General features: G+C 67.3%; 14 protein-coding genes. 9 read left to right on the forward strand and 5 right to left on the reverse strand.

Translation table 11 applies throughout. The features are described 5' to 3' along the window. Positions 1-210: 210 nt before the first annotated feature. From bfr to E8F12_RS24660, 3 genes are all read right to left on the reverse strand, one after another. The gene (bfr, locus tag E8F12_RS24650; RefSeq protein ID WP_280327835.1) at positions 211-675 is read right to left on the reverse strand and encodes a bacterioferritin; all 465 of its coding nucleotides are present in this window, start codon (positions 673-675) and stop codon (positions 211-213) included. A gap of 65 nt (positions 676-740) precedes the next feature. Then, complete coding sequence (locus E8F12_RS24655; RefSeq protein WP_280328094.1) at positions 741-1,634, reverse strand: PA4780 family RIO1-like protein kinase; 894 nt, start codon at positions 1,632-1,634, stop codon at positions 741-743. Between the two features lie 71 nt (positions 1,635-1,705). After that, positions 1,706-2,599 carry a LysR family transcriptional regulator gene (locus tag E8F12_RS24660; RefSeq protein ID WP_280327836.1) on the reverse strand — a complete coding sequence of 298 codons (894 nt, stop codon included), beginning with the start codon at positions 2,597-2,599 and terminating at the stop codon, positions 1,706-1,708. Between the two features lie 100 nt (positions 2,600-2,699). Between E8F12_RS24660 and E8F12_RS24665 the strand changes: the two genes are divergently transcribed. Both E8F12_RS24665 and E8F12_RS24670 read left to right on the forward strand, forming a co-directional pair. Beyond that, positions 2,700-3,341, forward strand: a complete 642-nt coding sequence (locus tag E8F12_RS24665; RefSeq protein WP_280327837.1) for an NAD(P)-dependent oxidoreductase — start codon at positions 2,700-2,702, stop codon at positions 3,339-3,341. A 9-nt stretch (positions 3,342-3,350) separates the two neighbouring features. Beyond that, positions 3,351-3,632 carry a DUF2218 domain-containing protein gene (locus tag E8F12_RS24670; protein ID WP_280327838.1) on the forward strand — a complete coding sequence of 94 codons (282 nt, stop codon included), beginning with the start codon at positions 3,351-3,353 and terminating at the stop codon, positions 3,630-3,632. Between the two features lie 238 nt (positions 3,633-3,870). On the opposite strand, the gene E8F12_RS24675 is transcribed toward E8F12_RS24670, so the two are convergent. Then, entirely contained in the window at positions 3,871-5,148 is a 1,278-nt protein-coding gene (locus E8F12_RS24675; RefSeq protein ID WP_280327839.1) for an acetyl-CoA C-acetyltransferase, read from the reverse strand. 162 nt (positions 5,149-5,310) lie between these two features. Here E8F12_RS24675 and E8F12_RS24680 point away from each other — a divergent pair, with 162 nt between their 5' ends. Then, positions 5,311-6,666: a 3-oxoacyl-ACP reductase gene (locus tag E8F12_RS24680; RefSeq protein ID WP_280327840.1), complete on the forward strand. Its 1,356-nt coding sequence runs from the start codon at positions 5,311-5,313 to the stop codon at positions 6,664-6,666. Between the two features lie 351 nt (positions 6,667-7,017). Here E8F12_RS24680 and E8F12_RS24685 read toward each other — a convergent pair whose 3' ends face one another. Continuing rightward, the gene (locus E8F12_RS24685; RefSeq protein WP_280328095.1) at positions 7,018-8,016 is read right to left on the reverse strand and encodes an AraC family transcriptional regulator; all 999 of its coding nucleotides are present in this window, start codon (positions 8,014-8,016) and stop codon (positions 7,018-7,020) included. 171 nt (positions 8,017-8,187) lie between these two features. Here E8F12_RS24685 and E8F12_RS24690 point away from each other — a divergent pair, with 171 nt between their 5' ends. The 6 genes from E8F12_RS24690 to E8F12_RS24715 all read left to right on the forward strand — a co-directional run bounded on the left by E8F12_RS24690 (position 8,188) and on the right by E8F12_RS24715 (position 12,021). Further along, the gene (locus tag E8F12_RS24690) at positions 8,188-9,042 is read left to right on the forward strand and encodes a MaoC/PaaZ C-terminal domain-containing protein (RefSeq protein ID WP_280327842.1); all 855 of its coding nucleotides are present in this window, start codon (positions 8,188-8,190) and stop codon (positions 9,040-9,042) included. Positions 9,043-9,095: 53 nt separating this feature from the next. Then, positions 9,096-9,398, forward strand: coding sequence for a MazG-like family protein (locus tag E8F12_RS24695; RefSeq protein ID WP_280327844.1), 303 nt, complete (start codon positions 9,096-9,098; stop codon positions 9,396-9,398). Next, on the forward strand, positions 9,395-10,144 hold the full coding sequence (locus E8F12_RS24700) for a methyltransferase domain-containing protein (RefSeq protein ID WP_280327845.1): 750 nt from the start codon (positions 9,395-9,397) through the stop codon (positions 10,142-10,144). Before E8F12_RS24695 ends, E8F12_RS24700 begins: the two co-directional genes overlap by 4 nt. A gap of 11 nt (positions 10,145-10,155) precedes the next feature. After that, a complete protein-coding gene (locus E8F12_RS24705) occupies positions 10,156-10,755 on the forward strand; it encodes a DUF4136 domain-containing protein (protein WP_280327846.1) in 600 nt (199 codons plus the stop codon). A gap of 203 nt (positions 10,756-10,958) precedes the next feature. Continuing rightward, positions 10,959-11,516 carry a DUF4136 domain-containing protein gene (locus E8F12_RS24710; RefSeq protein WP_280327847.1) on the forward strand — a complete coding sequence of 186 codons (558 nt, stop codon included), beginning with the start codon at positions 10,959-10,961 and terminating at the stop codon, positions 11,514-11,516. 7 nt (positions 11,517-11,523) lie between these two features. After that, complete coding sequence (locus E8F12_RS24715; RefSeq protein WP_280327848.1) at positions 11,524-12,021, forward strand: GNAT family N-acetyltransferase; 498 nt, start codon at positions 11,524-11,526, stop codon at positions 12,019-12,021. The last annotated feature ends 85 nt before the right edge of the window (positions 12,022-12,106 follow it).

Consider the following 12,106-nt stretch of genomic DNA (forward strand, 5'->3'; position numbering starts at 1 on the left):
CGTGCAGCCAGGCACCTCATCGCACCTAAGGGCTCTCCCTGTAGGAGCGAATTCATTCGCGAAAGGGCCGCGCAGCGGCCCGGTAGGTTGGGCCGGGCGGCGTTCCGCGAGCGCAGCGAAGCCCAACAGACCAAGGCACCGTGCCCAGCGACCACATCCACCAAACAAAAAGGGCCGCATCAGCGGCCCCTCTTTAATCCCGGATCAGCCTCACGCCTGCGACTGCAGGTAGTTCTCCAGGCCGATGCGGTCGATCAGGCCGAGCTGCTGCTCCAGCCAGTAGGCGTGATCTTCCTCGGTGTCCTTCAGCTGGGCGGCGAGGATGTCGCGGCTCATGTAGTCCTTATGCTTCTCGCACAGGGTGATGCCCTTGCTCAGCGCGGCGCGCACTTCATATTCCAGCTTGAGGTCGGCACGCAGCATGTCGGGCACTGTATGCCCGGGGTGGATGGCCCGGGGGCGCATGTCCGGAGTGCTTTCCAGGAAGAGGATGCGCTGCAGCAGGGCATCAGCGTGCTGGGTTTCCTCCTCCATCTCGTGGTTGATGCGCTCGAAGAGCTTGTTGAAGCCCCAGTCCTGATACATCCGCGAATGCAGGAAGTACTGGTCCCGGGCGGCCAGTTCGCCGCGCAATAGGTCCTTGAGGTATTCCACCACTTCGGCTTGGCCTTGCATCTGCACATCTCCTGAAAAACCAGCGAACAAGGATCCTGTGCCGACCCGCCCCGGTCAAGTCAGCCTCAGCCGAGCATCCAGGGAGGAGTCGGCTCTGCCCGCTCGGTCGGCGCATCGCGTTCGGCCAGTGCCGCCTGGCGTCGCGCCTCGTCGGCCAGGGCGGCCTTGATCTCGCGCATCACGGCGTCCAGGTCGGCGGAGTCCTCGGGTTCGGCGAACTGGCCGGTGAGCTGGGCCTCAGGCGTCAGCTTGCCATCCTCGAACAGGGCCCACATTTCCTTGGCGTACCGGGTGAACTTCAACTCCGGCGCATAGCGGCCGAAATACTCGGCCATATTGCCGACATCACGCTCCAGCATGCGGAAAGCGTGGTTGTTGCCGGCGGCATCCACCGCCTGGGGCAGGTCGATGATAACGGGCCCGTAGGGGTCGAGGAGCACGTTGAATTCTGAAAGGTCGCCGTGAACCAGACCCGCGCAGAGCATCTTCACAATCTCGCCGATCATGAAGGCGTGGAATTCGCGGGCGTCCTCGGGCGTCAGGTCGACGTCGTTCAGGCGCGGCGCGGCATCGCCCTCGCCATCGCTGACCAGTTCCATCAGCAGCACGCCATCGAGGAAGTCGTAGGGCTTGGGCACCCGCACCCCGGCATTGGCCAGGTGGAACAGCGCGGCCACCTCGGCGTTCTGCCAGGCGTCTTCACGCTCACGGCGGCCGTACTTGGAACCCTTGGCCATGGCCCGGGCGTCACGGCTGTTGCGGACCTTGCGGCCCTCCTGGTACTCGGCGGCCTGGCGGAAACCACGCTTGTTGGCTTCCTTGTAGACCTTGGCGCAGCGCAGCTCGCTACCGCAGCGCACCACGTAGACGGAGGCTTCCTTGCCGCTCATGAGCGGGCGCAGGACTTCATCGATCAGGCCATCTTCCAGCAGTGGCTCAAGGCGTTTCGGGGTCTTCATGCGGGTGCAGCGGGCAGCCTCGGGAAATAGGGACACTGGGCCGACGTTATACGGCATGCCGCCTCCTACGGCTATCCACGACGCGACAGGCTGCGGCGCAATGCCTCAATCGCATAGCGCACCTTGGCCGGCTGGGCATCGCGGCGGGGGGTGACGATGTAGAGCCCGACCGGCGCCAGTTGCCACTCCGGAAGCGGCGCCAGCAGCCGGCCGCTGGCCAGTTCCTCGCGGATTTCCGGCTCCGGCTGCAGGGACAGGCCCATGCCCGCCAGGGTGAAACTGCGCACGGCGAGTATGTTGTTGCAGCCCACCCGGCTTTCCAGTCGCAGGCGCAGCTGTTCGCCGCCGGGGCCGGTGAACGTCAGCTGGTGCTGCTGGCGCTCGCCATTGGGGCTGATCCAGTCCAGCTCCAGCAACTGCTCGGGACGATGGATCGGTCCGCTGCGCGCCAGGTAGGCCGGGGCGCAGCAGAGCACCGCAGGCCAGTCGGCCAGATGCCTGGCCACCAGGCTGGAGTCTTCCTGGCGGCCAACGCGGATGGCGAGATCAATGCGTTGTTCCACCAGGTCAATCTGCTCGTCATGGAAGAACAGTTGCAGGCTGAGCCCCGGATGGGCCTCCAGCAGCGGCACCAGCGCCTCGGTCAGCATGCCGTTGGAAAAGCCCACGGGCGCGGCGATGCGCAGCTCGCCCACCGGCGCGTCGCGCAATTCAGCCAGGCGCTGCTCGGCCTGCTGCGCCAGCTCCAGCACCTGGGCGCAGCTCTTGTAGAACACCGCGCCGGCTTCGGTCAGCGTCAATTTGCGCGTGGTGCGGTGCAGCAGGCTGACCTGGGTTTCCTGCTCCAGCTTGCGGATCTGCTGGCTGACCGCCGAAGCCGTCATGCCCAGCACTTCGGCGGCGGCCACCATGCTGCCCCGCTCCACCACCGTGGCGAACACCGCCATGCGCTTGAGCTGCTCCATTCATAAGCTCCGCTTAATTGTGAAAGCACCTGACGGCACTTTTTCCACCGATTATCCAGCAGCGATTATGCGTCACCGCAACCTACCTCGGAGATGCTCCATGAAAATCGCCCTGATCGGCGCCACCGGTTTCGTCGGCTCCGCCGTACTTACCGAATCCCTGCAGCGCGGCCACCAGGTCACCGCCATTGTCCGCCACCCGGAAAAACTCCCCCAGCACGCCAATCTCACCGCACGCAAGGCCGACGCCTATGACGCCGCCGCCATCGCCCAGGCCGTGGCCGACCATGACGCCGTGGTCCACGCCTTCAACCCCGGCTGGGGCGAGGCGAAGATCCGCGAACTGTTCATCGAAGGCACCCAGGCCATTTTCGCCGGGGTCAAGCAGGCCGGCGTGAAGCGCCTGCTGATGGTCGGCGGCGCCGGTAGTCTCTACGTCGCACCGAATCTGCAACTGATCGACACGCCGGACTTCCCCGCCGAATACAAGGAAGGCGCCGAGGGCGCGCGCCAGGCGCTCGACCTGATACGCCTGGAAAGCGCCCTGGACTGGACCTTCATCTCCCCGCCCGCCTTGCTGCACCCCGGCGCGCGCAGCGGCCGCTTTCGCGTCGGCAGCGACCAGCTGCTGATGGACGGCGAGCAGCCGGCGAGCATTTCGGTGGCCGACCTCGCCGTGGCCATCATCGACGAGCTGGAACAACCCGAGCACATCCGCCAACGCTTCACCGTCGGCTATTGAGGACCTGCCATGACCCTGACCGCCTCCGCCCATGTCACCACCGCCACCCCGGCGCGCTACATCAGCCGCCTGTGCAAACACTTCGCCCACCGGGTGCCCGTCAGCTACGACGAGCAGCAGGGCCGCATCGAATTCGACCTGGGCCTCGGCCTGTTGCGCGCCGAGGGCGACGGCCTGAACCTGGCCGTGGAAAGCCAGTCCCCCGAAGGCCTGGAACGCCTGAAGGAAATAGTCGGTAGCCATTTCGTCCGCGTCGCCTGGCAGGAAGAGCTGCAGCTGGAGTGGCGATGACTGGGACGCGACCCGGTGCGCCTGGAATTTCACCAGAGGGTGAAGATCGTCCGCGGCGGCGTGCTGGTGGATGGCTGAGGCCGCTGCACGGCAGCAGGAACTGTGTAGGAGCGGGCTTGCTCGCGAACCGGACCATTTCGCGAGCAAAAAAAGGGCGGCCCCTGCATTGCGGGCCGCCCTAAATCACGGAGTTGCTTACATCGCGTGGCCGCGATGACTTGCAGCCACGGGTATTGGATTACTTTTCCAGGATCGCGGTCACACCTTGGCCGCCTGCGGCGCAAATAGAGATCAATCCACGGCCCTCGCCAGCCACAGAAAGCAACTTGGCCAGGTTGGCGACGATACGCCCGCCGGTGGCGGCGAAGGGGTGGCCGGCGGCCAGGGAGCTGCCCTTGACGTTCATCCGGCTGCGGTCGATGGCGCCCAGAGGCTTGTCCAGGCCGAGGCGGGTCTTGCAGTAGTCGGCGTCCTCCCAGGCTTTCAGCGTGCAAAGCACCTGGGCGGCGAAGGCTTCGTGGATCTCGTAGTAGTCGAAGTCCTGCAGGCACAGGTTGTTGCGCGCCAGGAGGCGCGGCACGGCGTAGACCGGCGCCATCAGCAAACCTTCCTCGCCGCTGACGAAATCCACCGCCCCCGCTTCGCCATCCTTGAAGTAGGCCAGGATCGGCAGCCCGCGTGCCTTGGCCCAGTCCTCGCTGGCCAGCAGCACCACCGAGGCGCCGTCGGTCAGCGGTGTGGAGTTGGCCGCCGTCAGAGTGCCGCGCGCGCCGCGTTCGAACACCGGTTTCAGGGCCGCGAGCTTCTCGGCGTTGATGTCCGGGCGCAGGTTCTGGTCGCGGGTCAGGCCGCGGAATGGGCTCAGCAGGTCGTTCTGCCAGCCTTCGGCGTAGGCCGCCGCCAGCTTCTGGTGGCTGGCGATGGCCAGTTGGTCCTGTTCATCGCGGGGGATGGCCCAGGTCTGCGCCATCAGCTCGCAATGCTCGCCCATGGACAGACCGGTGCGCGGCTCGCCGTTACGCGGGATGTGCGGCGCCAGGTGGCGCGGGCGGACCTGCAGCAGCGTCTTGATCTTTTCGCTGGTGGACTTGGCCCGGTTGGCTTCGAGGAGGATCTTGCGCAGCCCCTCATTCACCCCGATGGGCGCGTCCGAGGTGGTGTCCACGCCGCCGGCGATGCCGCTGTCGATCTGTCCCAGGGCGATCTTGTTGGCGACCAGGATGGCCGCCTCCAGGCCGGTGCCGCAGGCCTGCTGGATGTCGTAGGCCGGGGTTTCCGGGGCCAGGCGCGAGCCCAGCACGCATTCGCGGGCCAGGTTGAAGTCCCGCGAGTGCTTGAGCACGGCGCCGGCGGCGAACTCGCCGATGCGCTGGCCGTGGAGATTGAAGCGTTCCACCAGGCCTTCGAGGGCGCTGGTCAGCATGTCCTGGTTGCTCGCCGTGGCGTAGACGGTATTGGAGCGGGCGAAGGGGATGCGGTTGCCGCCGACGATGGCGACCCGGCGCAGCTGGGTCATGGTGACTCCTTGCGGGTGAGGGTTTGCGGGTTGCAGTGTCGGATACAAGACTAGACGCCTGGATTGGCCGCCTCGCCGCTCGGGAGGTCAGCACGGTCAATTGCGTGCAATCCGTGTCTGCGTAGAGTGGGCCCACTTTCGTTTGCCAGCAGGAGCTATCCCATGAACGACCGTTACCTCGCCTTCGCCAACTCCAACACCGGCCGGCGCCTGGTCGGCGCCCTCGGCCTGCCGGCGCCGGTGCGCCTGGAGCGCTGGATGGCGGGCCGTGCGCGGCCGGTGGATGGCGCCTTGCTGATCGGCGGCCAGGGCGCCCTGGCCGAAGCCGCCAGCGGCGTGCTGAACAAACTCACCGACCAGAATTTCGCCGATGAGGACGGTCGCTTCGGCCTGTCACGCTGGACCGCCGAGCATGGCCCGCGCCTGAAGGCGCTGATCTTCGACGCCAGCCAGCTGACCCGCTTCGAACAGCTGATCGAGCTGCGCGATTTCTTCCAGCCGGCCATGAAGGGCCTGGGCAAGTGCCCGAAAGTGGTGGTCCTGGCCTGCGCCCCGGAGTCGATCGAGGACCTGGAGGCCGCCAGCGTGCAGCGCTCCCTGGAAGGCTTCACCCGCTCCCTCGGCAAGGAAATCCGCCGAGGCGGCAACGTGCAGCTGGTCTATGTCGGCAAGGGCTCCGAGGACCAGCTGGAAGGCGCCCTGCGCTTCCTCCTGTCGCCCAAGAGCGCCTATGTCTCGGCCCAGGTGCTGCGCCTGGCGTCCTGCGCCGAGCGGGTGCAGGACTGGACCCGGCCCCTGGCCGGCAAGCGCGCGCTGGTCACCGGCGCCTCCCGTGGCATCGGTGCCGCGATCGCCGAAACCCTGGCCCGCGACGGCGCTGACGTGATCCTGCTCGACGTGCCCCAGGCCAAGGACGCCCTCGACGGCCTGGCCGCGCGCCTTGGCGGCCGTGGCGTGGCCATGGACATCGCCGCCGACGACGCTGCCACCCGGTTGGTGGAGGCCCTGCCAGAGGGCGTCGATATCCTGGTGCACAACGCCGGCATCACCCGCGACAAGACCCTGGCCAAGATGAGCGACGACTTCTGGAGCTCGGTGATCAACGTCAACCTGCGCGCCCCGCAGGTGCTCACCCAGGCCCTGCTGGACGCCGGCAAGCTGCACGACAACGGCCGCGTGGTGCTGATCGCCTCCATCAGCGGCATCGCCGGCAACACGGGCCAGACCAACTACGCGGTGAGCAAGGCCGGGGTCATCGGCCTGGCGCAGAACTGGGCGCCGGCCCTGGCCAAGCGCGGTATCAGCATCAACGCCGTGGCGCCGGGCTTTATCGAAACCCAGATGACCGCCGCCATTCCCTTCACCATCCGCGAAGCCGGGCGGCGCATGAACTCGATGAACCAGGGCGGCCTGCCCCAGGATGTGGCCGAAGCCGTGGCCTGGTTCGCTCAGCCGGGCTCCGGCGCCCTGACCGGGCAGGTGATGCGGGTGTGTGGGCAGAGCTTGTTGGGGGCGTGAGGGACAGCCTCGGGGGTGCGCCATGCCTTTGAGGGGGCGAATTCATTCGCCAAGGGCGGCGCAGCTGCCCCGTAGGTTGGCGCTGAGCTAAGCGAAGCCCAACGTTCGCGGTCGAGTCGCTGTGTTGGGCTTCGTTCCTCAGCGCCAACCTACGGGACCGCGCTGCGGTCCTTTCGCGAATGAATTCGCCCCCACAGACGCGCGGGCCTGCCTGTTGGGTCGAGTGGCGTTCCGCGAGCGTAGCGAAGCCCAACGACTGAGCATCGGAGGGCTGCACAGGGCAGTCCTTCGGACTGCTTGGCGATTGAAATCGCCCCTACAAGAGCATTCGCCCCTGTCAGGTTTCGGACCTCAGACCTCGCCCTTGCCCTTGCGCCGGAACTCCACCGGCGTCTCCCCCACCCAGCGCTTGAAAGCGCGGTAGAAGGTGCTCGGCTCGGAAAAGCCGGTGCGCTCGACAATCACCTCGATGCGCTCGTCGGTCTTCAACAGCAGCTCCTTGGCCAGCCGGCAGCGGTAGTCGGTGATCAGGTCGTTGAAGCGCACCCCGGCCATGGCCAGTCGCTCGCGCAGGCGGCGGGCCGGCATGTTCAAGCGGGCGGCCACCTGCTCCAGAGTGGCGCCGCCGTCCACCAGCAGCTCGCCGATCAGTTGGCGGACCTGGCGCACCAGGTCCAGGCGCTCCACCTCGGCCAACTGGCGTCGCGCCAGTGACTCGTGCATGCGCAGCAATTCCGGCGCGGCGTGGCGCGAAGGCTTGTCCAGCACTTCGGCAGCGAAGATCAGCGCATAGCGCTCTGCCCCAAGCCGGGCCGGGCAGCCGTACACCGACTGGTAGCGCTCGGCGGGGGCGCCTTCGGCGTGCATGAGTTGCACTTCATGGGGTTTGAACTGACCCTCGGTCAGGGCGTGGAACAGGCGGATCACCGCGCCGGCGAGCATTTCCGGGAAATGCCGGTTGCTACCCGGATGCTGGCCGAGGGAAAGCACGGCGCGCTCGGCTTCCACGTCCAGCTGCGCATTCAGGGTGTCGGAGAGCAGGCGCACATAGCGCAGGGCATGGCGCAGCCCTTCACCGAAGGTGCCACTGGAAAGGAACAGGTACTCCAGCAGCAGACCATGGAAGGCTGGCAGGTGCCCGGCCAGATAAAGCCCGACATGCTCTTCGCCGCATTCGTCGGCGGCGGCCTTCCAGAACTGGGCCTGGGCGGCATGGGGGAAACGACCTGCGGGCAGGCCACCAGGCGGCAGGCCCACGCGTTCCATAACCTTGTCCGGGTCGGTGCCGCTGGCACGCAGGGCGTCGATCACCGGGCGCATCAGCGCTACATCGTCGGTCAGATCACGCATCATCGTTTGAGAATTCTTATTGTCTGCGGGGCGCGGCCATCTTATGCAGCTTTGCCATCGGCACTCAAGGCCGGCAATTGACTGCCCTGCCGCCCGCCCGGGACGGTCGGCCAATGTGCCCCTTGGGCGACTGGCTATGCTGAGCCCCATTCGCCTCCAGGAGATATCCCCATGGCCACCGACTGGCTCGACCTGCCCGCGCCCCCCGCCCTTCCCGGCCTGTTCGCCCGCGCCGCCGTGCGCCGTGGTACGGGAGGCAAGGCCCTGCCCGAGCTGGGCGTGCGCAGCCCGGTGAGCGTCGACCCTGGCCACCTCGAGCGCTACCGGGCGGTCTGCGGCTTCACCGACAAGGGCCTGTTGCCGGCGACTTATCCACATATCCTCGCCTTTCCGCTGCAGATGCGCCTGCTCACCGATCCGCGCTTCCCCTTCCCGCTGCTGGGCCTGGTGCACCTGGAGAATCGCATCCGCGTGCTGCGGCCCCTGGGCGGCCTCGGGCCCTTCATCGCCAGCGTGGCGGTGGAACGCCTGCAGCCCCACGAGAAAGGCGCCACCTTCAGCCTGATCACCCGCCTGGAAGACCAGCTCGGTCTGGTCTGGGAAGGCGACAGCCGCATCCTCTTCCGTGGGCTGCGCCTGCCCGGCCAGCCCGCGCCCCGCGCCAGCGAGGAAAGCTTGCCGCTGGAGCAGCTGGATCAATGGCGGGCCCCCGCCGATATCGGCCGCCGCTATGCCCGCGTGGCCGGCGACTACAACCCCATCCACCTCTCGGCTGTCAGCGCCAGACTGTTCGGTTTCCCCCGCGCCATCGCCCACGGCCTGTGGAACAAGGCCCGCTGCCTGGCGGCCCTGGAAAGCCGCCTGCCCGCCGCCAGCTATGAGGTGGAAGTGCGCTTCCAGAAGCCCGTGCTGCTGCCCGGCGAGGTGACCCTGCTGGCCAGCGCCCCGGCGCCGGAAGGCCAGCTCGCCCTGCGCGGCAGCAAGGACGTGCCGCACATGGCCGGAAGCTGGCGCCCCTCGAGCTGACCCTTGCGCCGGCTCGCGGGCGGCGGGACCATAGGCGGCTCAAGGAGAGCCCCATGAACCTCGACGAACTCACCACCCGCCTGCACGCCATCCGCGACCACAACGACTGGCGGCAATTCCACAGCCCGAAGAACCTGGCCATGGCCGCCAGCGTGGAAATGGCCGAGCTGGTGGAAATCTTCCAGTGGCTGAGCGAAGACCAGTCGCGCCAGCTGCCGCCCGAGAAGCTGGCACACGCCGGCCAGGAAGTGGGCGACATCATCCTCTACCTGCTGCTGCTCTGCGCCGAACTGGGCCTGGACATGGAACAGGTCGTGCGCGCCAAACTGGCCGACAGCGAAAGGCGCTTCACATGACCGACCGGCACTTCGATGAACTGGCGACCCGCTTCGCCGAGAAGATCTATGGCGGCGCCAAGGGCGCCATCCGCCTCGCCGTGCTCCAGGCCGACCTGGCGGAAGTGCTGCCCGAGCGCCCCCTGCGAGTGCTCGACATCGGCGCCGGTCTCGGCCACATGGCGCTCTGGCTGGCCCAACGCGGCCACCAGGTGACCCTCGCGGAACCCGCCGACCCCATGCTCGACGGCGCTCGCCAGCGTTTCGCCGACGCCGGCGCTTCGGCCACCTTCATCCAGGCGCCCTGGCAGGAACTGCTCGGCCAGCTCACCGAACCCTACGACCTGGTGCTCTGCCACGCCGTACTGGAATGGCTGGCCGAGCCGCACGCCATTCTCCCTGTGCTGCACCAGCTCACCGCCAAGGACGGCCTGCTGTCGCTGGCCTTCTACAACAAGGACGCGCTGATCTACCGCAACCTGCTCAAGGGCCATTTCCGCAAGCTGCGCAAACACAGGTTCGCAGGCGTTGGCCAGAGCCTGACCCCGCAGCAGCCGCTGGACCCGCGCGAGCTGGAGGCGCAACTCGCCGGGCACTGGCAGGTCGAACGACAGAGCGGCGTGCGCGTGTTCCACGACTACATGCCGCAGGAGTTCCAGGCCAAGGCCGAACTGGTGGATCTGCTGGAAATGGAACTCGCCTACCGCCGCCATCCCAGCTACCAAGGACTTGGCCGTTATCTGCACTGGATATGCCGGCCGCTCTGAACGGAGGCCCCATGAAACTGCCCGGCTGCATCGCCCTCGCCCTGCTCCTGACCGCCTGCCAAAGCCCCAACCCCTACCTCTATCAATCCCGCCCGGTGCCGCCCGCCCCGCCGGGCGCCGCCAGCACCTTCGACAGCAGCGCCTACCCCGCCGCCCCGCGCGACTTCGGCCGCTACCGCAGTTGGACCTGGCTCGACGGCCAACTGCCTGCCGGCAACAACTGGGCGACCCCGGAACAGATGGCCGACATGGTCAATTCGGGCCTCGACCAGCACGGCCTGCGCCAGGCGCGCAGCCCCGCCGCAGCCGACCTCAAGGTCAGCGCCAGCCTGCGTTACGAAAGGCGCCTGCGGCAGTACGACGACTACGGCGGCGCCTACTACGGCAGCGGCCCATGGCGCGACCAGTACGGGGCCTGGGCCAGCGTGCCGATCGTGCGCACCTACGAGGAACAGGTGGCGGTGGTCTACCTGCAGTTCTACGACGCCCACGATAACCAGGAGGTGTGGAGCGGCAGCGGTGAGGCCTACGCCAGTGGCAACCGCTCCGAGGGGGTGGCGGCGCTGCGCCAGGCGGTGAAGGAGGCGCTGGACGACTATCCGCCTCGTTGAAGTCCGAACGGGTCCCACCATCCATCCCCTCTCCCAGAGAGAGAGGTGCTTGTCCGTACTGTTTGTGAACGTCGGAGCCGCTGGCACGCCCCCTTTTCCTCTTCGGGGAGGTGCGACGCCGAGCACGAAATCACGCTCAATATCCCCTTGCCGAACGCCCCACCTTGCGTTTGGATAATGATTCCGGCAGAGGAGACCCGATCATGATCCGCCGCACGCTACTCCTATCCGCTGTCCTGCTCCTAGCCGCCTGCCAGAACTACAACGTCAACCGCGACTACGACAGCACCCGCGACTTCGGCGCCTACCGCAGCTGGAGCTGGAAGGAGCCCGCCCTGCAGTACAGCCCCGACGATCCGCGCATCAAGAGCGACCTCACCGAACAACGCATCCGCGAAGCCGTCGGCCAGCAGCTCGACCAGCGCGGCCTGCGCCCGGCCGCCAGCGGCAAGGCCGACCTCAACGTCCAGTCCTGGCTGATAATCGACGAACGCCAGCAGCAGACCAGCTACAACTACGGCGGCTACGGGGGCGGCTATTGGGGAGGTTACTGGGGCGGTCCGGCCTATACCGAAACCCGCACCTACAACTACAAGGTGGCCACCATCCAGGTGGACATGTATGACAGCAAGGACGGCAAGCTGGTCTGGCGCGGCAGCGCCGAGCAGATCATGAAAAGCGCGCCGCCGACCCCAGCCGAGCGAGAAGCCGCCATCCGCGACACGGTCGCCAAGGTGATCGCCCAATACCCGCCGCACTGAGGACTCCATGCCCGCCGCCAATCCACAGCTGCAACACCGCCCCGCCAGCGCCGAAGACCTCCACGAAGTCGTCCGCTTTCCCCAGGATGCGGACGAACTCTTCTTCGCCTACCCCAAGGCCAGTTGGCCGCTCACCGTCGGCCAGCTCGCCGCCGCCATGGCCGAGCGCCGTGGCAGCACGGTCGCTCTGCTCGACGGCAAGGTCGCCGGCTTCGCCAATTTCTACCAATGGCAGCACGGCGAGTTCTGTGCCCTCGGCAACATGATGGTGGCGCCCTGGGCGCGCGGCCAGGGCGTGGCCCAGTACCTGATCGAGGCCATGGAGCGCCTGGCCCGCGAGCAGTACAAGGCCAGGCTGATGAAAGTCTCCTGCTTCAACGCCAACGCCGGCGGCCTGCTGCTCTACAGCCGGCTCGGCTACCAGCCCCGCGGCATAGTCGAGCGCCGCTCCCAGGACGGCCGCCGCGTGGCCCTGGTGCAGCTGGACAGGGCCCTAGCGGACTGAACCGCAGCCACCGGACGATCCCGCCCCCGACCATCCGCCTGGCGATGGGCCTCACCCCTGGCCGAACCGGTCGGCCGAGACTGAA

Source organism: Pseudomonas sp. BN102 (assembly GCF_029871245.1).
GTDB lineage: Bacteria > Pseudomonadota > Gammaproteobacteria > Pseudomonadales > Pseudomonadaceae > Metapseudomonas.